Origin of the sequence: Sphingomonas sp. NIBR02145, assembly GCF_027359115.1 — a bacterium.
GTDB lineage: Bacteria > Pseudomonadota > Alphaproteobacteria > Sphingomonadales > Sphingomonadaceae > Sphingomonas > Sphingomonas kyeonggiensis_A.
Genome location: NZ_CP114791.1, coordinates 3,459,885 through 3,481,486, shown reverse-complemented (window position 1 = coordinate 3,481,486; position 21,602 = coordinate 3,459,885). Strand labels below are relative to the sequence as shown.

Sequence of the window (21,602 nt, the reverse complement as noted above, 5' to 3'; positions counted from 1 at the left end):
GAGGAGGGGCAATGCGGGGGAACAGCATCGTCTGGCGCGCACTGGAAGCGGCGCGACGACGGAATCTGGAAGCGGCGGGCGAGGCCATGCCGATCAAGGGCACGAGCGGCGCGACACGGCGCGCGGTGCTGCAGGCAATGGCCGCTGGCGGCGTCGCCACTGCCCTGCCCCGCCCGGCCATGGCGCGCTCTGCCGGCCGGGTGGCGATCATCGGCGGCGGCATCGCGGGCCTGACCGCGCTGCATCACCTGCGCGAGGCGGGCGTCGATGCGTTCCTCTATGAGGGGCGCAACCGCACCGGCGGGCGGATGTACACGCACAGATCGGGCGACTGGACGTTCGAAGTGGGCGGGCAGCTGGTCAATACCGACCATTATGACATGCACGGGCTGCTCAAGCGCTTCGGCGTGGCGCTGCTCGATCGCAAGAGCGAGCCGCACGACACGCTGATCCTGGCGAATGGTCGCCTGATTACCGACACCGAACTGGCCGAAGCGCTGCGCCCGATCGCGGCGCAGATCGCCAGGGATGCCGACCGACTCGACAAGGACCAGGCACGAGTCGCGCCCGATCTCGATCGGATGTCGATCCACGACTATCTCGACAGGCATGCCGCGCTGATTCGCCAGCCCTGGCTGCGCCAGCTGCTCGAGGCGACCAGCCGCACCGAATATGGCGTGGAACCGAAGCGCGCATCGGCGATCGAGCTGATCTTCAACCTGCCCACTGTCGATGGCGCGCGCGCCGAGGTGCTGGGCGGCGCCGACGAACGCTATGTGATCGAGGGCGGCAGCTCGGCATTGGTCGAGGCGATGAGCGCGCATTATGCCGATCGCATCGCCACCGGAAAGCGCCTGCTCCGCGTCGAATCGGGGCTCAGGCTCCATTTCCTGGACGGCTCGACAGAGGCCGCCGATACGCTGATCGTCGCGGTGCCCGGCCCCCTCACCCGCCAGATCGATTTCCGCGTGCCGCTGCCCGCCGCCTGGCGTGCGTTCATCGGCGAGATGGAGCTGGGGCTAAACGAGAAGGTCCAGTCGGGCACCAACGCGACGCCGTGGCGCCAGCCGATGGGCGTGGGCGGCGAGCTGTGGCAGACCGATGCCGATGCCGGCTGGGCACTCGGCTGGGACGGCAGCGTCCACCGCAAGGATGGCATCTCGCCGGTCTGGACCTGGTTCCTGGGCGGCGACGAAGTGCTGCGCGCCGAGAGCGAGGCGCCTTCCGCGCTGGCCAGGCGCTTCGCCGCCAGCGCCGCGCCGGCGATCCCCGGGCTGATCGAAGCGGCGACCGGCCCCTTCACCCGGACCAACTGGCATGCCCAGGCGCTCACCCTCGGCGCCTATTGCAACTATGCCCCCGGCCAGCTCACCCGCTTCTCGAAGCTGCTCTGCGTCGAGGACGAGGGCGGCAACCAGGTGCCCCATGCCGGGCGGATCTGGTTCGCCGGCGAGCATCTCTCCGACGCCTTTCCGGGCTATATGAACGGTGCGGCCCAGACCGGTCGAATGGCGGCGGGTGCGATCCTGGGCAAGCGGATCGCGGCGAAGGCGGGGTAGTTCCTGTTCCCCGGCGAAAGCCGGGGCCCAGGGCCAAAAGCGACGGGGCAGAGAAACCCTGGGCCCCGGCTTTCGCCGGGGAACAGCTATACAGCTGTGTTGCGTCTATCCGACACAGCCCGTAACGAGCGCGCATGTCCGACGATCCGCGCTATGGCACTGGCCGCTCGGTGACGCTGCCGGGGCCGTTGCGTCTCGACGGTGGCGTGCTGCTGTCGCCGGTCGACATCGGCTACGAGACCTATGGCACCCTCGCCCCCGATGGCGGCAATGCGATCCTGGTCTGCCATGCGCTGACCGGCGACCAGCATGTCGCCTCCGAGCATCCGCGCACCGGCAAGCCCGGCTGGTGGACGCGCATGGTCGGCCCCGGCAAGCCGATCGATACCGGCCGCTATTTCGTGATCTGTTCGAACGTGCTCGGTTCGTGCCTGGGCTCATCGGGCCCGGCGACGATCAACCCGGCCACCGGCAAGCCCTGGGGGATGAGCTTCCCGGTGATCACCATCCGCGACATGGTGCGCGCGCAGGCGATGCTGCTCGACCATCTGGGGGTGGGAAAACTGTTCGCGGTCGTCGGCGGATCGATGGGCGGGATGCAGGCGCTGAGCTGGGCGGCGACCTTCCCCGAGCGCGTTGCCTCGGCCGTGGTCATCGCCAGCGCGGCGCGGCATTCGGCGCAGAACATCGCCTTCCACGAAGTCGGCCGCCAGGCGGTGATGGCCGACCCCAAATGGCGCGGCGGCGACTATTACGAGGACAATGATCCGCCCGTCGCCGGCCTGGCCGTGGCGCGGATGGCGGCGCACATCACCTATCTCTCCGAGGCCGGGCTCACCGCCAAGTTCGGGCGCAAGCTGCAGAGCCGCGAGACCAAGACCTTCGGCTTCGACGCCGATTTCCAGGTGGAAAGCTATCTGCGCCACCAGGGGCTGGCGTTCGTCGACCGGTTCGATGCCAACTCCTATCTCTATATCACCCGCGCGCTCGACTATTTCGACTTGGCCGAGGAGCATGGCGGGCTGCTCGCCGATGCCTTCAGGGGCGCCGACACGCGCTTCTGCGTGGTGAGCTTCGATACCGACTGGCTCTACCCGACGAGCGAATCGCGCTCGGTCGTGCACGCACTGAACGCGGCAGGCGCGCGGGCGAGCTTCGTCGAGCTGAAATCCCCCTTCGGCCATGACGCTTTCCTGCTCGAAAGCCCCGAGCTCGACAGGGTGGTGCGCGGTTTCCTGCAGGCGGGGGTGGCATGAGCGACTATCGCATCTCGTTCGACAAGGCCGAGCTCGACCTCGACCTGATCCATGCGTTCCTGAGCGGCTCCTATTGGGCCAAGGGGATTCCGCGGCACATCGTCGAGACGTCGATCAGGAACAGCTTCTGCGCCGCCGTGTTCGCCAAGGACGAGGCGGGGCAGGACGAGCAGGTCGGCTTTGCCCGGCTGATCACCGACTTCGCGACCTTCGCCTATCTGGCCGATGTGTTCGTGCTGCCGGCGCATCGCGGCAAGGGCGTGGCCATGCAGATGCTCGAGGCGGTGCAGGCGCATCCCGAACTGACCGGGCTGCGGCGCTGGCTGCTGTTCACCCGCGACATGCAGCCGCTCTACGCCAGGCTGGGCTGGACGCCGATCCCGCATCCCGAGCGCTGCATGGAGCGGCACGACGTGGACCTCTACACGCGATGAGTCTGCGGCCCGACCTTGCGATCATCGCGGCGAATGTCGCGGCGGGCAGCCGCGTGCTCGATGTCGGCTGCGGCGACGGCGCGCTGATGGCGGCGCTGCGCGACACGCGCCAGGTCGATGCGCGCGGGCTCGAGCTCGATGCGGGCGACGTGGCTGCGGCGGTCGGGCGCGGGCTCTCGGTGGTGCAGGGCGATGCCGATACCGATCTGGCCGACTATCCCGACAACAGCTTCGACTATGCGATATTGAGCCAGACGCTGCAGACCACGCGCCATCCGGATCTGGTGCTGGAGAACCTGCTGCGGATCGGCAAGCACGCCTTCGTCTCCTTCCCCAACTTCGCGCATTGGCGGGTGCGCGCCTCGCTGCTGTTCGGCGGGCGGATGCCGGTGACCCGGCTGCTGCCGATCGAATGGTACGCGACGCCGAACATCCACCATGTCACCGTCGATGACTTCCGGGCGTTCGTCCGCAACCGGGGGATCACGCTCGAGGGCAGCTGGTTCCTGTCGGGTGACCAGCACACCGGGTCGGCGATGGCGAACCTGTTCGCCGAACATGCCGTGTTCCTGCTGAGGAGATAGGACGATGCGAACGGTGAAGCGGCTGCATCCGGCCTTTCGCGACGATATCGGCGATCTGGTCACGCGTCGCCCGGTGCCGGGGCCGGCGATCGGCCATGTCGGCGCGTTCCTGTTCCTCAACCATCATGGGCCGCAAAGCTATCCGCCGAACAATCGCGGCCTGCCCTTCGGCACGCACCCGCATCGCGGCTTCGAGACGGCGACCTTCATCCTCGAGGGAGAGCTGGCGCATACCGACAGCGCCGGGCATGCGAGCATTATCCGCGCCGGCGGCATCCAGTGGATGACCGCGGGCAGCGGCATCGTCCATGCCGAGGTCTCGCCCGCCGATTTCAGGCGCGATGGCGGGCCGATGGAGATCCTCCAGCTTTGGGTGAACCTGCCCGCCCGGCTGAAGATGACCGCGCCCCGCTATGTCGGGGCACAGGCCGGGGCGATCCCGGCGGTGACCGCGGACGGCGCAACCGTGCACCTGATCTCGGGTGCGTTCGGCGGCGCGCAAGGCGTGGTCGACTCGCTGACCGGCGTGTTCCTGACCTGGGTCGAGATCGAAGCAGGCGGCAGCGTGACCTTTGACGGGCTCGAGGGGCGCGACGTGTTCCTCTATGGCGCGCGAGGCGTGTTCCACGTGGAAGCCACCGCGGTGCCGCACTTCCACCTCGCCGAGCTGACCCCGGGCGACGGCGTGACGATCACCGCGACCGAGCCGGCGCTGTTCCTGTTCGGCCATGCCGAGCCGATCGACGAGCCGATCGTGGCGCACGGCCCCTTCGTGATGAACAGCGAAGCGGAGATCCGCCAGGCCTTCCACGACTACCAGGCCGGCAAGTTCGGCGTGGCGGAGATCGTGGAAGCCTAGTTCTTCACGCCCCAGTTCACCGTGACATTGGTACGCGCGGTGCCCGATTCGGCCATCACCCGCAGCGTGCGCGCATCGCCCTGGGCCGCGCTGAACGACCTGCCGTCCTCGATGCTGAGCGCCAGGCCCGACGCCATCGCCTGCTGCTTCGACCAGGTGAGGATCGAGGAAGGCGTGGCGAAATCGGTGTAGATCACCGTGCCGCTGCGCTTGCCGGTTACCGCGACATCGCCGCTGGTGCAGCTGATGATTTTCGCTTCCTTGTAGATCGGCACCCAATCGGGCTTGCCCGCGCAGGTACCCGCCGCAACCGCGGCGGGCGTGCCCTTGGACGCGGCATCGATCACATTCTGCGCGGCGGGATCGTCGGTGGTCTTGGGGCCGCCACAGGCAGTCGCCAGAAAAACCAATCCAATTACAGCGCCGCGCATGGCAATCCTTTCACCGATCAGAACGGGACGTCGTCGTCCAGATCATCAGGGAACCCGCCACCGAAGCTATTGTTGCCGGCACCGCCGGCGGCACCGCCCGAGCGCTGACCGCCGCTGTTGAAGTTGCCGCCGCCCCGGCTGGAGGACTGGCCGGCGAACTCGTCGCCACCGCCGCCCCAATCGTCACCGCCGCCCGAGGAACGACCGCCGCCGAAGCCGCCGCCCGCGCCACCGCCGCCACCCGGCGCGCCGTCGAGCATGGTCAGCACCGAGTTGAAGCCCTGGAGCACGATCTCGGTCGAATAGCGGTCCTGCCCCTGCGCGTCCTGCCACTTGCGGGTGGTCAGCGCGCCTTCGATGTAGACCTTGCTGCCCTTGCGCAGATAGCGCTCGGCGACATTGGCGAGGCCTTCGTTGAAGACCTTGACCGTGTGCCACTCGGTCTTTTCCTTGCGCTCGCCCGAGTTGCGGTCCTTCCAGCTTTCGGACGTGGCGATGCGCAGCTCGACGACCTTGCCGCCGTTCTGGAAGCTGCGGCTCTCGGGATCGCGCCCGAGATTGCCCACCAGGATCACTTTGTTGACGCTGCCCGCCATGGAAACTCCGCTTCGAATTCTGTAGATGCTTGAGGCAAGGATATGGCCGAGATCATCAACCTGAACAAGGCGCGCAAGGCCAAGGCACAGGCCGACAAGGCAGTTCGTGCACAGGAAAATCGCGCGCGCTTCGGACGCAGCAAGGTCGAGAAGCAGGCCGAAGCCACCGAAAAGGCCCGGATCGCCAGGACGCTGGACGACGCCAAGCGCGATTGAGCGTCTCGATCCCGTTCCCCGGCGAAAGCCGGGGCCCAGAGTCACAAGCGACACGGCAGAGAAATCCTGGGCCCCGGCTTTCGCCGGGGAGCAGGTTAGAGGCAGCCGCTACAACCCCAGCGCCACCGCGCTCCAATAGGTCAGCCCCGCCGCGACATAGGCCAGCGCGAAGAGATAGCCGATCATGAACATCGGCCATTTCCAGCCATTGGTCTCGCGCCGCGTCACCGCGATCGTCGAGATGCACTGGGGCGCGAAGACGAACCACATCAGGAAGGCGAGCGCGGTCGGCAGTGTCCAGCGGGCGCGCAGATTCTCGGTGATCGTCGCCTCGCCCCGCGCATCCTCGGGATTGTCGACCGCATAGACGGTGCCGATGGCCGCCACCGCCGCCTCGCGCGCCGCCATCGCGGGGAGCAGCGCCAGCGAGATGTCGTGGTTGAAGCCGATCGGCTTGACCACGACCTCGATCCCGCTCGCGATGCGGCCGGCGATCGAATATTCGCTCTGCTTCTGACCCGCAGGCGCCTGGGGGAAGGTGGCGAGCAGCCAGAGGATCGCCACGGTCGCGGCAATGGTGGTGCCGGCGCGCTTGAGGAAGATCATCGCGCGCTGCCACAGGCCGAGCAACACGTCGCCGATCCGCGGCGCCTGGTATTTCGGCATCTCCATCATGAAGCCCGACGTCGCGCCCTTGGTCACCGTGCGGCGGAGCAGCAGCGCCGCGCCGAACGCGCCGGCGATGCCGAGGATATAGAGGCCGAACAGCACCAGCCCCTGCAGGCCTATACCCGGGAGGATCGCACGATCGGGGATCAGCGCGCCGATGATGATCGCATAGACCGGCAGGCGGGCCGAGCAGGTCATCAGCGGCGCGATCAGGATCGTGGTGAGCCGGTCCTTCTCGTCGGCGATGGTCCGCGTCGCCATGATGCCGGGCACGGCGCAGGCGAAGCTGGAAAGCAGCGGGATGAAGGCGCGGCCCGACAGGCCGACGCTCGCCATCACCCGGTCCATCAGCATCGCGGCGCGGACCATGTAGCCGGTCGCCTCAAGCACCAGGATGAAGGCGAACAGGATCAGGATCTGCGGCAGGAACACCACGACCGCGCCGACGCCGGCGATCAGGCCCTGGGTGAGGAAATCGCGGACGAAGCCGGCGGGCAGCGCGCCCGAAACCGCGTCCTCGATCCAGGCCATGCCGGCCTCGATCCAGCCCATCGGCGCCTCGGCCCAGGCGAAGACCGACTGGAACATGACGAACATCAGCGCGAGCAGGATGATCGGCCCGGCGACCGGATGGAGCACGATCGCGTCGATCCGGTGCGTCCAGCGGCGCGCGGCGGTCTCGGAGATGGTGACCGCGGTGGCGATCTGGCGGGCGCGGCGCTGGAGCACGACCATCTCGTGCTGGACGCCGTCGCTCTTGCGCAGCTTGTGGTCACCGCGGACCACATCGCCCAACCGCTCCTTGAGCATGTCGAGCCCACGCTTGCGCACCGCGACGGTGGCGACCACCGGCACGCCGAGCTCGCGCTCGAGCGCCTGGGGATCGAGGATCAGCCCGTCGCGCTCGGCCATGTCGACCATGTTGAGCGCGACCACCACCGGCAGGCCCAGCGCGATCAGCTGGAGCGTGAAGCGCAGGTGGTTGTCGAGATTGGTGGCATCGACGACGACGATGATCGCGTCGGGCAGCCGCTCGCCTTCCTGCTTGCCGACCAGCACGTCGCGGGTGACCTGCTCGTCGGGGCTCGAGGGATCGAGGCTGTAGGTGCCGGGCAGGTCGAGCAGCTCGACCGGGCGGCCATCGGGCAGCGAGAAGCGGCCGGCATGGCGCTCCACGGTGACGCCGGGATAGTTGCCGACCTTCTGGCGAGCGCCGGTAAGGGCATTGAACAGGGCGCTCTTGCCGGCATTGGGATTGCCGACCAGCGCAACCAGCGGGGCCGCGTTCATGACCGGGGGCTGACCTGGATCGCCGAGGCGACGTGACGTCGCAGCGCGACGGTCATCCGGCCGATGCGGCAGGCGATCGGCCCGCCGCCGAGCAGGCCGGACTTGTGGAGCAGCTCGACTTCCACGCCCTCATCGAGCCCCAGCTCGCGCAGGCGCCTGCCCTCGGGCTCGCTCAGCTTGCTCCAGTCGACAGTGGCGACGGCACCGGGCTTGTGGCGGGGCAGGCTGGCAAGCGGAATGGGCACGGGAATCGCAGCGGGGGCATTCATGCTGCGAGTCATTATCAATTGCGCCCGGGATGCGCCAGTGCGGTTTTATACGGCGGGATAGCGCAGCCGTCCGATGAAGCGCGACAGGCTGAAATGATGCTCGGGCGGGGTCAGCCACTTCGCCTTGGTCCGCTCGAACTGCATGATGTTCTCGATGCGGCGGGCAAGGAAGGCGCGGGTATCGGCCTGGCCTTCGCTCTCATCGTCGAGGAACACCGCGATCGTCGAGCCATAGACGGCGCCGAGCGTCATGCGCTTGGTATAATGGTTATAGTCGGTGGCGGTATCGCCCGCGGCACGCCAGATCGCATCGGCGGCGCGCCAGCCGAGCTTCGCGCCGAGCGCGGCGTTCTGCGGCATGGCGAGGATGGCGAGCGCCCGGCGCAGCGCCTCGCGGTGCGGAGCGGCGAGATCGAGCCGGGCCTCGACCAGGGCGGTGATGCGGGCGCGGATCTTCATCGCCGCCAGCTGCTCGGGCGTGAAACGGGCGAGCATCGCGGCATCGATATGGGCGAACCAGGCGTCGATCATCGCGACCGGGCCATCGGTGAAGGCGAGATGCGCGACATCGCGGTCGACGCCGAGCGTATCGGCGGCGGCGTCCAGCGCGCGGTTGTTCCAGCCGTCGAACGCCGCATTGGCCGCCACTTGCGGGGCAAGCGCGGCGCGCAGTTCGTCGAGAGTCGCGTCCTTCAGGTCCATCATTGCGATTTAACCCCCTCAGCTTCCGGCGCAAGCCGCGAGCCGCCGCTGCGCACCAGCACGAGCGCGATCGCGACGAGGACGGCACCGATGAAATCGGCCAGGCCGAGCTTCTCGCCATAGGCACTCCAGCCGACGATCCCGGCGACGATCGGCTGGGAGAGCAGGCCGATGCCGACCACCAGCGGCGGGAGATGGCCGATCGCGTAGATCATCAGCCCCTGCCCCACCACCTGGCTGGCCAGCGCGAGGCCGACCAGGATTCCCCAATGCTGGGGCCAGAAGGTCTCGCCCATCAGATGGGCCGCGAGCGCCAGCGGCAGGATGCCGGCGAGCGTGGAGAGCGCAAGCGCCGGGATCGGCGCCATCGCCTCGCGCGCCTTGCTCATCAGCACGAAATAGACGGTGTAGAGCGTGCCGGCGAGCAGGCAGAGCAGGTCGCCGACGAGATGATCGGGCGATAGCTGGTAGGAGCGCCCGAGCAGCAGCCCGGCGCCGGCCGCAGCGAGCGCGAGTGCGAGGCCCTGGGTCCGCGTCGGCCACATGCGGGCGACGAGGAAGCCATAGATCGGGTACATCAGGGTCGCCGAATTGCCGAACAGCGTGGCGTTGGCGAGCGTGGTCTGCAGGATGCCGACATGCCAGCTCGCCAGATCGGCGGCGAAGGCGATGCCGCCCAGCGCGATCGCCGGCCACAGGCCGCCTGCCGCGGCGAAGGGGCGCTTCTGCCCGGCAAAGGCCAGCGCGATCAGGATCGGCGCGGCGATGGCGAGGCGCCAGAAGCCGGCGGATACCGGCCCGACATCGGCCAGCCGCACGAACCACGGCCCGAAGGCGAGCGCGATGTTGCCGGCAAGCAAGGCGAGGATCGGCAACGCAGAGCCGGTTTGCGGCGACGAAGCTTTTCTTGAAGGGGCGGGCCGATGCATGCGCCCCCTTAGCCACCTATTTGGCCGTCGTCACAGTCGTTAGGGAATTTGCGACGATGCCGAACCTGTTCGATCCGATCCAGCTGGGCGCGATCCATGCGCCGAACCGCCTGTTCATGGCCCCCCTCACCCGCGGCCGCGCGACGCGCGCGCATGTGCCGACGCCGATCATGGCGGACTATTATGCCCAGCGCGCCAGCGCCGGCCTCATCATCTCCGAAGCCACCGGCATCAGCCAGCAGGGCCTCGGCTGGGCCTATGCCCCGGGCCTGTGGAACGACGAACAGACCGATGCGTGGAAGCCGGTGGTCGAGGCGGTGCACGCAGCCGGCGGCCGCATCGTCGCCCAGCTCTGGCACATGGGCCGGCTGGTCCATCCCGATTTCCTCGGCGGCGAAGCCCCGGTCTCGGCCTCGGCGAACACCGCGCCGGGCAGCGTCCGCACCTATCCGGCCGAGGAGAGCGGCGAGATCAAGCGCCCCTATGCCCAGGCCCGGCCGCTGCGCACCGACGAGATCCCCGGATTGCTTGACGATTATGCCCGCGCCGCCCGCAACGCGATCCGCGCCGGCTTCGACGGGGTGCAGGTCCATGCCGCCAATGGCTATCTGATCGACAGCTTCCTGCGCGACAATTCGAACTTCCGCGAAGACCAGTATGGCGGCTCGATCCCCAATCGGGTGCGGCTGCTGAAGGAAGTCACCCAGCGCGTGGTCGACACGATCGGCGGCGATCGCACCGGCGTGCGGCTCTCGCCCAATGGCGAAGTGCAGGGCATCAACGACAGCAACCCGGCGCCACTTTTCGAAGCGGCGGCGGCGACGCTCGACGAGATCGGCATCGCCTTTCTCGAGATGCGCGAGCCGCGCCCGGGCGGCACGCGCGGCCTGCCCGATCATCCGCCGGTCCATCCGGGGATGCGCAAGGTCTTCAAGGGACCGCTGATCCTCAACGCCGATTATCACCTCGACGACGCCCAGGCCGCGCTCGATGCGGGCGAGGCCGATGCGATCGCCTATGGCCGCACCTTCCTGGCCAATCCGGACCTGCCGCTGCGCCTGCGTGAGCGCCTGCCGCTCAACCCGCAGCGCGAGGAGCTGTTCTATATCGGCGGGACCGAGGGCTATACCGACTATCCCGCCTGGGATGCCAAGGCCGCCTAAGGCTGCTTGATGTCGATCCGCATCTCGTAGCTGGATGCGCCGAGCGGCTTGAACCTGCCCACGAAGCTGTCGACCCAGGGGCCGCTGCCGCCGTCGCGGACGAGCAGCTGGCGGCCCTGGTGGCGAACGCTGACCCGGTAATCGTCGAACGGCACGCCCGTCGCCACCCAGCCCTCCCCGGTCTGACGCAGGCGGCGGGTGAGCGGTGCGCCGCCCTTCGAGGGCACCAGCGTCACCTCGACTTCGCCGAGCGGCGTGAAGTCCATCACCGCGGTCTGCACCAGCACGATGCCGCCGACGCCGTAGCTGCTCTCGCCGCTGCCTTCGGTATAGCCGAGCCGGAAGTTGCGCACGGTCGCGGCGGTGCTGGCGAAGTTCGCTTCATTGGTAGGGATCAGCTTCACCTGGATGCGCTGCCCGTTGACGTTGAGCGTGGCATAGCCGGAGACGCTGTATTCGCCCGGCGCCATGTCGGCGATGCGGATCCGGTAGGTGCCGTTGGGGCCGGTCCTTGTCCCGCGCTGGTGGCTGGCGCCATATTGCATCGCCCGGCCGCCGCCGAACGACTGGTAGTTCACATAGATCTCGGCGCCGGCGACCGGCCTGCCCTGGTCATCGACCACCCGGCCGCTCACGCTGCCCTGCTGGGCCTGGGCCTGGCTGGGCGAGGGCGCGCAGGCACAGCCGAGCGAGATCAGGGCAAAGGCAATGGCATAGCGGAACATGGATCCCTCCCGAAGGTGTCCCGCGCGGGCTGCCGCGCGGGAGGATCGGGAGCAATCGAACCGCGACGGGCGCGGACCATGTCTCGACGGAGCTATTGCGGCCGGTCGATCGCGGTCAGCCAGGTAGCGCCGGCGGTGCGCAGGCCGGCGCGGGTCTTGGGATTGAACGCCAGGAAGCCGAGCACCAGCAGGATCGGCCAGCCGATCAGCGTGACGAAGAAGCCCAGGACGACAAGACCGATCAGCAGCACCGCAACAAGCTGCGTGACTCCGTCCTGGTCGAGCCGGATACGCCGCGGCCCCTCGCCATCATACCAGCGCGCGCTGACGAAACTGAATCCCTCCCCTCCAGCATAGCGCCCAAGGGGTTCGGGCGAGCCTGACGGGCGGGGTGGGGATTGAACCTGTGATTGCGGTCGCGGTGCTTCCTTGGCGCGCCGCCGGTCGGCAAATAGTTCGGGCCTGGATACGACAACAGGCGGGGAGGAAGACCGCCCCGCCTGCGTATCGATCACGATCAGGCGACGCCCCTGCTCCACTACACGGTAGCGGGTCGGGGGCATGTCCATCGGATCAGCCGAACTTGCTCTTGAGCGCCAGCATCGCCAGCGCCGCCTTGGCAGCCTCGCCGCCCTTGTCCTTCTCGTCCGGCTTGGCGCGGGTGAGCGCCTGGGCCTCGTTCTCGACAGTGAGGATGCCGTTGCCGATCGGCAGCGAATCCATCGCCAGCGCCATCAGGCCGCGGGCGCTTTCGTTCGAAACGACCTCGAAGTGATAGGTCTCGCCGCGGATCACCACGCCAAGCGCGACGAACGCGTCGTAGCGGCCGCTCTCCGCCGCCATCGCCACCGCGCCGGGAATCTCGAGCGCGCCGGGGACGGTGATGGTCTCGTGGCTGTGGCCCGCTTCCTCGATCGCGGCGCGCGCGCCTTCGAGCAGCAGGTCATTCAGATGCGCGTAGAAACGCGCTTCGACGATCAGGACACGTGCCAAGTCATTCTCCGGTATCGATGGGACGCTCGCCGACGATCGACAGGCCATAGCCGTCGAGTCCCACGAGCGTGTGGTGCGTATTGGTGAGCAGGACCATGTCCTGCACGCCGAGTTCGGTGAGGATCGTCGCGCCGACGCCATAGTCGCGCAGCTCGTCCATGTCCTTTTCCTCGAGCGTGCCGGCGCGTGCCTGGAGCGCGACGGTGAACTGATCGGGGCGCGGCTTGTTGATCACCACGACCACGCCAGAGCCCTCCTCGGCAATGAGCTCCATCGACCGGCGCAGCAGACCGCCGCGCGCACCGCCCTCGCCGAAGATGTCGGAGAAGGGCGACAGCGCGTGCATGCGGACGAGCGTGGGCTTGGCGGGATCGATCTTGCCCTTGACCAGCGCGACCTGCTCGCTCTCGGTTGCCTTGTTCCAGAAAGTCAGCGCGGTCCACTCGCCGCCCCACTCGCTCTCGAACCGCGTCTCGGCACGCTTCTCGACGAGATGGTCGTGGCGGCGGCGATAGGCGATCAGGTCGCGGATCGTGCCGAGCTTGAGATTGTGGAACTGGGCGAAGGCGATGAGATCGTCGAGACGGGCCATGGTGCCGTCGTCCTTCATGATCTCGCAGATCACACCCGACGGATTGAGCCCAGCAAGCCGCGCCAGATCGACCGCAGCCTCGGTATGGCCAGTGCGGACAAGGACGCCGCCGTCCTTGGCGATCAGCGGGAAGACATGGCCGGGCGAGGTGATCGCATCCGGACCGTTGGTCGCATCGATCGCCACCGCGACGGTGCGCGCACGATCGGCGGCGGAGATGCCGGTCGAGATGCCTTCCTTCGCCTCGATCGAGACAGTGAAGGCGGTGCCCAGCGGGGTGCCGTTGATGCGTGCCATCGGCTCCAGCTGAAGCTGCCGGCCGCGCTCGGCGGTAAGCGCCAGGCAGATCAGGCCACGGCCGAAGCGCGCCATGAAATTGACCGCGTCGGGCGTCGCCATCTGGGCGGGGATGACGAGGTCGCCCTCATTCTCACGGTCCTCGTCATCGACGAGGATAACCATGCGGCCGTTACGGGCCTCGTCGATCAGCTCCTCGGGCGAGGAGAGGAAACCATGCTTCAGGCGGGCGAGTTCAGGCTTTGCCACGGAGCGCCTCCATGCGCTGCAGGTAACGGGCGAGCACGTCGATCTCGAGATTGACGGCCTGCCCTGCTTCAAGTGCGCCGAACGTGGTAACGGCGGCGGTGTGCGGAATGATGTTGAGGTCGAACTCGACGCCTGCATCGGTGTCGCGCACCGCATTGACGGTGAGCGAGACGCCATCGACGGTGATCGAGCCCTTGGGCGCCACATAAGGCGCGAGCTCGGGGCCGGCGGCGATCACGATGTGATGCGAGCCGCCGATCTCCTCGATCGACTTGACCGTGCCGATGCCATCGACATGGCCGGTGACGATATGGCCGCCCAGCTCGTCGCCGAGCTTGAGCGCGCGCTCCAGGTTGAGCTTGCGGCCCGAGGTCCACATGCCCTCGGCCGTGCGGCTGATCGTCTCGCCCGACACGTCGAACGCGACCCAGGCAGGGCCCTTGTCGACCACGGTCAGGCAGACGCCCGAGCAGGAGATGGACGCACCGAGATCGATGCCCCCGGTTTCATAGGCGGTGGAGACGCGGACATGCAGGTCGCCCTGCTTCTCGGTTGCCTCGACGGTGCCGATATCGGTGACGATTCCAGTAAACATCAGGCGCGCTCGTAGGCCTCCATCCTGTCCTTGCCAAGCATGCGGCTTTCTACCAGCCGCCAGCGATCCTGGGCATCGCCCAGCCGGGTGAGACCAATATCCCCAAGCGCCGGCCGCCCGTCGCCGCCGATCAGGATCGGCGCGCGGTAGAGCAGCAGCCGATCGACCAGGTCGGCGCGCAGGAAGGACGCTGCGGTCTCGGCCCCGCCCTCGACGAACAGATGGTTGATGCCCTCCAGCTTCGCAATGTCCGCCGGGGATTTCAGTTCACCGGCAGCAGAAAGCACCAGCCTGCGCGGCGAACGATCCTCGAGGCCGGGCAGGCGGACGTCGAGCCGGGGGGTGTCGATCTCCATCGTCCGCCGGCCGACCAGGATCGCCTCGTGCCGGGCACGCTCGAGATGGGTATGCGCCCGCGCCTGTTCACCGGTGATCCATTTGCTCTCGCCCGAAGCAAGCGCGATGCGGCCGTCGAGCGAGGTGGCGAGCTTGAGCGTGACGAACGGGCGCCCCCGCTCCAGCCGGGTGAGGAAACCGGCCATCGAACGCCGCGCCTCTTCGGTGCGGACGCCTTCGGTCACTTCGATTCCGGCGGCACGCAGGCGGGCGGTCCCTGCCCCATTGGTGCGTGGATCTGGATCGCCGAGTGCGATTACCACGCGGGCGACGTCGGCAGCGGCCAGCAGGTTGGAGCATGCCGGTCCGCGCACCGACTCATGCGCGCAGGGTTCGAGCGTGACGTAGGCAGTTGCGCCGCGCGACTTCTTGCAGGCCTGCGCCAGTGCCATCGCTTCGGCATGCGGCCGGCCGCCGGGTTGGGTCCAGCCGCGTCCGACGGCGATTCCATCGCGCACGATCACGCAGCCGACATTGGGATTGGGCGCAGTCCGCCCCCTGCCCCGCTCCGCCAGCGCGAGCGCAGCCCCCATCCAGCGCGTGTCGCTCAGAAGCCGTGCTGGGTCAGCCAATCGTCATATTTCTTGAATTCGGCCTGACGCTTCTTCTGCGCCGCCTCATATTCGGCCTTGCGCTTCAGCTCCTCGGGCAGGTCCTTGGCCTGCTGCGCCTTGATATCGGCGTCGCTGCGATCGAGGCGCCATTGCTGCACATAGATGATGTCGCGCTTGTAGGGCGCCTCGACGGCCGAATCCTTCACGAACATGTAGAGGATCACCAGCGTGACCACCATGGCGAGCATCATGAACCACAGCTCATAGGTCTTGCGGGTGGCAAGCCAGCGCCTGAAATCGCCAAAGGCGAGCAGCGGGTTGAATCTCTTGAGGTAGTCCATCTTGGTGCCGAAGATAGGAGCGCGGGGGCCCGAGAGCCAGCCCCCGCGCTATCAAGAACGTCCCGTTACTGGTCCTTGATCTCGAAGGTGACGCTGAGCGTCATCCAGCTTTCCTCCGCGACGCCGCCGCGCGTCGCCGGCTTGAAGCGCCATTTGGACAGTGCCTGGCGCCTGGTCGCGTCGAAGAAGGCGGCGCTGGTGGCACTGACCTGCTCGACCGATTTCACTCGACCATCGGCGCCGACCAGCACCCGGACCGAGACGCGTCCGTCGCGCTGGGCACGCAGTTCGGAGGCGGGATAGGCGGGCTGGAAGTCCTCGGCGTAGCGCGGGTCACGGCGCGCGCCGACCAAAGGCAGCACCGCGGGCTCGACGCGCGGTTCCGGCTTGAACACCGGGCCAGTTTCGACCGGCTTGCTGTTGTCCGGTGTGACCGACGGGATATCCGGCGTGGTTTCGATCCTGTTGTCGGTGGGCATGGTCTTGATGACCGGATCGGGCGCAGTGACGGGCGGCTGCATTGCCGGCTTGGGATCGGGCTTGGGCTGTTCCTTGGGTTTCTCGACCGGCGGCGGCAGCCGCTCCTCGACCGGATAGGTGGTGAGGGTGGTGTCCCTGATGATCCGGACGAAGTTGGGCGAGGAATAGATCATCCCGATGATGATCGCCCCGCTGAAGAGCAGCGACGCCCCGATACTGACGGTGCGCGATTGCTGGGGCCGGTAGCGAGTTTCAGCGTACATGGCGTTGCACTCCATCTCCATTGCCGGACTGAGCCGACTCCAGTGATGATACAACATTACATTTTGCGTGCAAATGTTTTTGCGATCATGTGCCGCGCAGGCGCTCCAGGGCAGCATCCTTGCCGATCAGCGGGAGCAAAGCCGCCATGTCCGGGCCATGCTCGCGGCCGGTAAGGGCGAGGCGCAGGGGGAGGAACAGCGCGCGGCCCTTGCGGCCGGTCGCTTCCTTGAGCGCGCCGGTGAGCGCCGGCCAGGGGTCTGCCCAGTCGAGCCCGGTGGCGATCCCGGCGGCCTGGGCGAGGAAGGCGCGGTCCTCCTCGGCGATCTCGGCATGCACCGGGCCTTCGACCACCTGCCACCAGTCGGCGGCTTCGGCGACAGTGGAGAGGTTGGGGCGGATCGCGTCCCAGCCTGCTTCGCTCATGCCGGCGGGCAGGCGATCCTGCACGGCTGCATAGCCGAGCTGGTGGACGATGCGGGCGTTGAGCTGGGCCAGTTCCTCCTCGTCGAACCGCGCGGGCGCGCGGCCGAACCGGGCGAAGTCGAAGCTTTCGACCAGCGGCGCCGAATCGACAAAGGGCTCGACGGGATCGCTGGTGCCGAGTCTGGCTAGCAGGGCGCGCAGGGCCTGGGATTCGATCCCTGCTCCGCGGAAATGATCCAACCCGAGCGAACCGAGCCGTTTGGAGAGCTTGCCTTCGCTGCCGGTGAGCAGGGCCTCATGGGCAAAGCGGGGCGGCTCGGCACCGAGCGCGGCGAACATCTGGAGCTGGGTCGCGGTATTCGAGACATGATCCTCGCCCCGCACGACATGGCTGATGCCCATGTCGATATCGTCGATCACCGAGGGGAGCAGATAGAGCCAGCTGCCGTCGGCGCGGCGCACCACCGGATCGCTCATCGTCTTCGGATCGAAGCGCTGCGGGCCGCGGACCATGTCGTCCCACTCGATCATGGCGTCATGGTCGAGCTTGAAGCGCCAGTGCGGGCGGACGCCCTCGGCCTCCAGCTTCGCCTTGTCCGCATCGCTCAGCGCCAGCGCAGCGCGGTCATAGACCGGCGGCAGGCCGCGCCCGAGCAGCACCTTGCGCTTGAGCTCCAGCTCCTGCGCCGTCTCGTACGCCGGATAGACCCGCCCCGCGGCCGCCAGCTCGGCCAGCCGCGCCTCGTAGCGATCGAACCGGGCCGACTGGCGTTCCTCGCCATCGGGATGCAGCCCCAGCCAGGCGAGATCAGCGCGAATCGCCGCGACGAAGCGCTCCTCCGAGCGCTCGCCATCGGTATCGTCGATCCGCAGCAGGAACCGCCCGCCATGCCGCTTCGCGAACATCCAGTTGTGGAGCGCGGTGCGGATATTGCCGACATGGAGCGTGCCGGTGGGGCTCGGCGCGAAGCGGGTGGTGACGGTCATGTGCTGCCCTTAGCCGTGCCGTGAAAGCCACGCCACCGATGCATTAGCCGTGTATAAGCACTTCCCCGTCTTGCCCCGCCGGGAATCGGCTGACAAAGGGGCGCAACGGGACACGCTGGAGATTTTCGATGAAATTGTTGGCCGGCAATTCGAACGCGCCGCTCGCCAAGGCGATCGCCGAGTATCTCGAGATTCCGCTGACCCAGGCGAATGTCCGCCGCTTCGCGGATGAGGAGATCTTCGTCGAGATCCTCGAGAATGTCCGCGGCGAGGACGTCTTCGTGCTCCAGTCGACCAGCTATCCGGCGAACGACAACCTGATGGAGATGCTGATCATGATCGATGCGCTGAAGCGCGCATCGGCCAAGCGCATCACCGCGGTGCTCCCCTATTTCGGCTATGCCCGCCAGGACCGTAAGCCGGGTCCGCGCACCCCGATCTCGGCCAAGCTGGTCGCCAACCTGGTGACCACCGCCGGCGCCGACCGTGTCCTCTCGGTCGACCTGCATGCCGGGCAGATCCAGGGCTTCTTCGACATTCCGACCGACAATCTCTTCGCCGCACCGGTGATGAGCGCCGACATCCACAGCCGCTTCCCCGACAAGAAGTGGATGGTGGTCTCCCCCGACGTGGGCGGCGTGGTCCGCGCCCGCGCGCTGGCCAAGCGGCTGGAGAACGCTCCGCTCGCCATCGTCGACAAGCGCCGCGAGCGCCCGGGCGAATCGGAAGTGATGAACATCATCGGCAATGTCGAAGGGCGCTTCTGCATCCTGATCGACGACATCGTCGATTCGGCGGGTACGCTGTGCAACGCCGCCGCCGCGCTCAAGGCGGCGGGCGCCGAGGACGTGGTCGCCTATTGCACGCACGGCGTGCTTTCGGGCGGTGCCGTCGCCCGGGTCGATGGTTCGGCGCTGGCCGAGCTGGTCATCACCGACTCGATCGGCAACCACGCCGTGATCGCCGAGAGCAGCAAGATCCGCCACCTGACGATCGCGCCGCTGCTTGCCGAAGCGGTCAAGCGCATCGCGGACGAGAGCTCGGTCTCCAGCCTGTTCGACTGATCTGCTTCCCCTCCCTGGAAGGGAGGGGAGTTCAGCGGATCGCCTCGGCGACGAGAGCGATGCCGACGCCGATCATCAGCACATAGATCGCGGTGTAGAAGCGCGCCGCATCGACCTTGCGCACCAGCCAGACGCCGGCGACGGTGGAGACGAGCGCGAGCGGCAGCAGCGCGGCCGAGGTCATGAGGTTGGCCCGGGTGAACTGGCCGAGCGCGAGATAGGCCGGCACCTTGATCCAGTTGGTCGCGGCGAAGAAGATCGCGGTGGTGCCGACAAGCACGTCGCGCGGCAGGTTGCGCGGCAGCACCCAGAGCTGGAAGGGCGGCTGGCCGGCATGGGCGATCTGGCTGGTGAAGCCCGAGGCGATTCCGAACAGCGATCCGATCCAGTCCGGCCAGCGGGCAGTGTCCTTCGGCGTCGCGTTGCGGGCGGCCCAGAGCCGATAGGCGCCGAACAGGATCGAGATCGCCCCGACCATCGCCATCACCGCCGCCGAGGGAACGCTGGCTGCGAACCAGTAGCCGAGCGCGATGCCGAGCATCGAGCCGGGCAGCATCCAGCCGAGCAGTTTCCAATCGACGGTGCGGCGGAACGCCCAGACACCGACCACATCCTGCGCGATCAGGATCGGCAGGGTGATCGCGGCGGCGCGGACCGGATCGATCGCGAAGGCGAGCAGGGGCAAGGAGAGGGCGCCCATGCCGGCGAACCCGCCCTTGCTGAGCCCGAGCAGGATCACCGCCGGCACGGCGAGCGCGTAGAAATGCCAATCGGTAATCATGGCGCAGGCGCTACGGACAAATGCCGGCAAGCGAAAGTGGGCGCTGCGATCCTCCTTCGTCATGCTGAACTTGTTTCAGCATCCAAGGCGCCGCGAGGGATATCGTTCGTGGATAGTTGGACCCTGAAACAAGTCCAGGGTGACGGGGAATTGCGGGTAGCGCTGCCCTTCGGCGCCATCGGAGGTTGGCGCGGGGCGGCGTCATGCGCCTTCGCCTGAGACCCCGGCTTTCGCCGGGGTGACGGTTAGGTTAGGGGCAGGGTCCATGGCAGAGGATCGCAGCGGGCAAACCGTCGTCATGTTCATTTCCGAGCGCACCGGCACGGACCCGGCGGGCTATGCGGAGGCCGCGGCGCGGATGGATGCGCTGGCGGCGCAGCAGCCGGGCTATCGCGGCGTCGATCATGTCGGCAACGACCAGGCCCAGGCGATCACGCTCAGCTATTGGGCCGACGAAGCCAGCGCCATGGCCTGGCGCCAGCATCCCGAACATGCCGAGACGCGCGAGGCCGGGCGCGGGCGCTGGTATAGCTGGTACATGCTCCATGTCGCCGAGATCGGGCGCAGCTATAGCTGGCAGCGGCCGTGAAGTTCCGGCGGGTCGACGGCACCTTCGGGCTGCTGTTCACCGTCATGCTCGTCATCGCGGCGGGCAATACCGCGCTGCAATCGGTGCTGCCGGCGCTCGGCCGTTCGCTCCATGCGCCCGACAGCGCCGTCGCCGCGGTCTTCTCGGTCTCCGCCCTGCTCTGGGTGATCTCCGCCCCCTTCTGGGCCAACCGGTCCGACCGGCATGGCCGCCGCCTGATGGTGCTGATCGGCATCGCCGGCTTCACCGTGTCGCTGGGCCTGTGCGGGCTATGCCTGGCGCTGGGGATCAATGGCTGGCTGGGGCCGGTGGCGACCTTCATCGCCTTTGTCGCCGGACGGGTGATCTACGGGACCTTCGGATCGGCGGCGCCGCCGGCGGTGCAGGCGATCGTCGCCGGGCGGACCAGCCGCGAGGAGCGGACCCAGGCGCTGACCCTGCTCGCCTCCGCCTTCGGACTCGGCACGATCCTGGGCCCGGCGATCGCACCCTATCTTGTGATGGGGCATCTCTGGCCGGGAGGACCCTTGATAGGGCTCGCCGGCCCCGCCTTTGCCGCCAGCGCGATCGGCGCGGTGATCTGGATCGCCGCCGCCCGGGGCCTGCCCAAGGACGAGGGCCATGCCCATGGCGCCGCGATCTCCTATCCCTCGATCGGCGGGCAAGGCACCGGCGCCACGGTGACCGCCGCCACCGCCGAGGAGACCAGCGAGAATGTCCGCTATTTCGATCCGCGCATCCGCGCCTGGATCATCGCGGGCCTGATCATCGGCCATGCCCAGGCGATGACCGGCCAGGCGATCGGCTTCCTGGTGATCGACCGGATGCAATTGCCCCCGGTGGAAGCGCTGCACCCGACCGGGCTGGTGCTGATGATCGGCGCCGGCGCGTCGCTGCTCGCGCAATGGGGACTGATCCCGATGCTCGACCTGCGCCCGCGCGCGCTGATCCTGACGGGTGCCGCGCTGGGGCTGCTCGGCTGCGTGGCGACCGGCACCGCGACGACGCTGTACGGCATCGCGATGGGCTATGCGCTGATCTCGCTGGGGATGGGCTTCGCCCGGCCGGGATTCACCGCTGGCGCCTCGCTGGGGGTGGGGGCGGAATCGCAGGGATCGGTGGCGGGCAAGGTCACATCGGTGAACGGCGCGGCGTTCGTGCTCGGGCCATCGATCGGGGTGGGGCTATACGAGGTGTGGCGGCCGCTGCCGTACCTGACCGCGGCGGGGGCGCTGGGGTGCCTGCTGGTCTATGCCTGGGTGGCGACGCGGCGGGCATGAACGCGCCTCCCCTCCCTTCCAGGGAGGGGATCGAG

26 protein-coding genes are annotated in these 21,602 nt (G+C 67.9%); 10 read left to right on the top strand and 16 right to left on the bottom strand.

The features are described 5' to 3' along the window. Window positions 1-11: 11 nt before the first annotated feature. The 5 genes from O3305_RS15745 to O3305_RS15725 all read left to right on the top strand — a co-directional run bounded on the left by O3305_RS15745 (window position 12) and on the right by O3305_RS15725 (window position 4,692). On the top strand, window positions 12-1,559 hold the full coding sequence (locus tag O3305_RS15745) for a flavin monoamine oxidase family protein (protein WP_269573385.1): 1,548 nt from the start codon (window positions 12-14) through the stop codon (window positions 1,557-1,559). A 134-nt stretch (window positions 1,560-1,693) separates the two neighbouring features. Then, window positions 1,694-2,815: a homoserine O-acetyltransferase MetX gene (gene metX / locus O3305_RS15740; RefSeq protein ID WP_269573384.1), complete on the top strand. Its 1,122-nt coding sequence runs from the start codon at window positions 1,694-1,696 to the stop codon at window positions 2,813-2,815. Then, on the top strand, window positions 2,812-3,249 hold the full coding sequence (locus tag O3305_RS15735; protein ID WP_269573383.1) for a GNAT family N-acetyltransferase: 438 nt from the start codon (window positions 2,812-2,814) through the stop codon (window positions 3,247-3,249). Before metX ends, O3305_RS15735 begins: the two co-directional genes overlap by 4 nt. Then, a complete protein-coding gene (gene metW, locus O3305_RS15730) occupies window positions 3,246-3,833 on the top strand; it encodes a methionine biosynthesis protein MetW (protein ID WP_269573382.1) in 588 nt (195 codons plus the stop codon). Before O3305_RS15735 ends, metW begins: the two co-directional genes overlap by 4 nt. 4 nt (window positions 3,834-3,837) lie before the next feature. After that, on the top strand, window positions 3,838-4,692 hold the full coding sequence (locus O3305_RS15725) for a pirin family protein (RefSeq protein WP_269573381.1): 855 nt from the start codon (window positions 3,838-3,840) through the stop codon (window positions 4,690-4,692). Here O3305_RS15725 and O3305_RS15720 read toward each other — a convergent pair. After that, window positions 4,689-5,123, bottom strand: a complete 435-nt coding sequence (locus O3305_RS15720) for a hypothetical protein (RefSeq protein WP_269573380.1) — start codon at window positions 5,121-5,123, stop codon at window positions 4,689-4,691. The genes O3305_RS15725 and O3305_RS15720 overlap by 4 nt on opposite strands. 17 nt (window positions 5,124-5,140) lie before the next feature. Continuing rightward, the gene (ssb, locus tag O3305_RS15715; RefSeq protein WP_269573379.1) at window positions 5,141-5,719 is read right to left on the bottom strand and encodes a single-stranded DNA-binding protein; all 579 of its coding nucleotides are present in this window, start codon (window positions 5,717-5,719) and stop codon (window positions 5,141-5,143) included. Window positions 5,720-5,761: 42 nt separating this feature from the next. On the opposite strand from ssb, the gene O3305_RS15710 reads away from it, so the two are divergent. After that, complete coding sequence (locus O3305_RS15710) at window positions 5,762-5,935, top strand: DUF4169 family protein (RefSeq protein ID WP_269573378.1); 174 nt, start codon at window positions 5,762-5,764, stop codon at window positions 5,933-5,935. A 108-nt stretch (window positions 5,936-6,043) separates the two neighbouring features. Here the strand turns inward: O3305_RS15710 and feoB are convergent, their stop codons facing one another. From feoB to O3305_RS15690, 4 genes are read right to left on the bottom strand one after another with little or no spacing between them, the layout of a single operon-like run. After that, window positions 6,044-7,894, bottom strand: coding sequence for a ferrous iron transporter B (feoB, locus tag O3305_RS15705; RefSeq protein WP_269573377.1), 1,851 nt, complete (start codon window positions 7,892-7,894; stop codon window positions 6,044-6,046). Beyond that, entirely contained in the window at window positions 7,891-8,175 is a 285-nt protein-coding gene (locus O3305_RS15700) for a FeoA family protein (protein ID WP_493113844.1), read from the bottom strand. The genes feoB and O3305_RS15700 overlap by 4 nt, the downstream gene beginning before the upstream one ends. Before the next feature lie 33 nt (window positions 8,176-8,208). Beyond that, window positions 8,209-8,865 (bottom strand): COQ9 family protein, encoded by a 657-nt coding sequence (locus O3305_RS15695; RefSeq protein ID WP_269576535.1) that lies wholly within the window; start codon window positions 8,863-8,865, stop codon window positions 8,209-8,211. Further along, window positions 8,865-9,794 carry a DMT family transporter gene (locus O3305_RS15690; RefSeq protein ID WP_269573376.1) on the bottom strand — a complete coding sequence of 310 codons (930 nt, stop codon included), beginning with the start codon at window positions 9,792-9,794 and terminating at the stop codon, window positions 8,865-8,867. Before O3305_RS15690 ends, O3305_RS15695 begins: the two co-directional genes overlap by 1 nt. A gap of 56 nt (window positions 9,795-9,850) precedes the next feature. Between O3305_RS15690 and O3305_RS15685 the strand changes: the two genes are divergently transcribed. Further along, complete coding sequence (locus O3305_RS15685; protein WP_269573375.1) at window positions 9,851-10,957, top strand: alkene reductase; 1,107 nt, start codon at window positions 9,851-9,853, stop codon at window positions 10,955-10,957. Here the strand turns inward: O3305_RS15685 and O3305_RS15680 are convergent. The 9 genes from O3305_RS15680 to gltX form a co-directional block, all read right to left on the bottom strand. Continuing rightward, on the bottom strand, window positions 10,954-11,682 hold the full coding sequence (locus O3305_RS15680; RefSeq protein ID WP_269573374.1) for a carboxypeptidase-like regulatory domain-containing protein: 729 nt from the start codon (window positions 11,680-11,682) through the stop codon (window positions 10,954-10,956). The two genes, O3305_RS15685 and O3305_RS15680, sit on opposite strands and share 4 nt — an antisense overlap. A gap of 92 nt (window positions 11,683-11,774) precedes the next feature. Next, window positions 11,775-11,933 carry a hypothetical protein gene (locus O3305_RS15675; RefSeq protein WP_269573373.1) on the bottom strand — a complete coding sequence of 53 codons (159 nt, stop codon included), beginning with the start codon at window positions 11,931-11,933 and terminating at the stop codon, window positions 11,775-11,777. A 322-nt stretch (window positions 11,934-12,255) separates the two neighbouring features. Next, the gene (ribH, locus tag O3305_RS15670) at window positions 12,256-12,675 is read right to left on the bottom strand and encodes a 6,7-dimethyl-8-ribityllumazine synthase (RefSeq protein WP_184163183.1); all 420 of its coding nucleotides are present in this window, start codon (window positions 12,673-12,675) and stop codon (window positions 12,256-12,258) included. Between the two features lies 1 nt (window position 12,676). Further along, window positions 12,677-13,813: a 3,4-dihydroxy-2-butanone-4-phosphate synthase gene (gene ribB, locus O3305_RS15665; protein WP_269573372.1), complete on the bottom strand. Its 1,137-nt coding sequence runs from the start codon at window positions 13,811-13,813 to the stop codon at window positions 12,677-12,679. Then, window positions 13,800-14,408 (bottom strand): riboflavin synthase, encoded by a 609-nt coding sequence (locus O3305_RS15660; protein WP_269573371.1) that lies wholly within the window; start codon window positions 14,406-14,408, stop codon window positions 13,800-13,802. The genes ribB and O3305_RS15660 overlap by 14 nt, the downstream gene beginning before the upstream one ends. Beyond that, complete coding sequence (gene ribD, locus O3305_RS15655) at window positions 14,408-15,337, bottom strand: bifunctional diaminohydroxyphosphoribosylaminopyrimidine deaminase/5-amino-6-(5-phosphoribosylamino)uracil reductase RibD (protein WP_269573370.1); 930 nt, start codon at window positions 15,335-15,337, stop codon at window positions 14,408-14,410. Before ribD ends, O3305_RS15660 begins: the two co-directional genes overlap by 1 nt. A 14-nt stretch (window positions 15,338-15,351) precedes the next feature. After that, window positions 15,352-15,699 carry a hypothetical protein gene (locus O3305_RS15650; RefSeq protein WP_184163191.1) on the bottom strand — a complete coding sequence of 116 codons (348 nt, stop codon included), beginning with the start codon at window positions 15,697-15,699 and terminating at the stop codon, window positions 15,352-15,354. A 65-nt stretch (window positions 15,700-15,764) separates the two neighbouring features. Beyond that, a complete protein-coding gene (locus tag O3305_RS15645) occupies window positions 15,765-16,442 on the bottom strand; it encodes an energy transducer TonB (protein WP_269573369.1) in 678 nt (225 codons plus the stop codon). Window positions 16,443-16,527: 85 nt separating this feature from the next. Further along, complete coding sequence (gene gltX, locus O3305_RS15640; protein WP_269573368.1) at window positions 16,528-17,853, bottom strand: glutamate--tRNA ligase; 1,326 nt, start codon at window positions 17,851-17,853, stop codon at window positions 16,528-16,530. 128 nt (window positions 17,854-17,981) lie between these two features. Between gltX and O3305_RS15635 the strand changes: the two genes are divergently transcribed. Next, window positions 17,982-18,917, top strand: coding sequence for a ribose-phosphate pyrophosphokinase (locus tag O3305_RS15635; protein ID WP_184163198.1), 936 nt, complete (start codon window positions 17,982-17,984; stop codon window positions 18,915-18,917). 31 nt (window positions 18,918-18,948) lie between these two features. Here the strand turns inward: O3305_RS15635 and O3305_RS15630 are convergent, their stop codons facing one another. After that, the gene (locus O3305_RS15630) at window positions 18,949-19,698 is read right to left on the bottom strand and encodes a sulfite exporter TauE/SafE family protein (protein WP_269573367.1); all 750 of its coding nucleotides are present in this window, start codon (window positions 19,696-19,698) and stop codon (window positions 18,949-18,951) included. 265 nt (window positions 19,699-19,963) lie between these two features. On the opposite strand from O3305_RS15630, the gene O3305_RS15625 reads away from it, so the two are divergent. Both O3305_RS15625 and O3305_RS15620 read left to right on the top strand, forming a co-directional pair. Further along, window positions 19,964-20,287, top strand: coding sequence for an antibiotic biosynthesis monooxygenase family protein (locus O3305_RS15625; RefSeq protein ID WP_269573366.1), 324 nt, complete (start codon window positions 19,964-19,966; stop codon window positions 20,285-20,287). 44 nt (window positions 20,288-20,331) lie between these two features. Next, window positions 20,332-21,567, top strand: a complete 1,236-nt coding sequence (locus O3305_RS15620) for an MFS transporter (RefSeq protein WP_269576534.1) — start codon at window positions 20,332-20,334, stop codon at window positions 21,565-21,567. The last annotated feature ends 35 nt before the right edge of the window (window positions 21,568-21,602 follow it).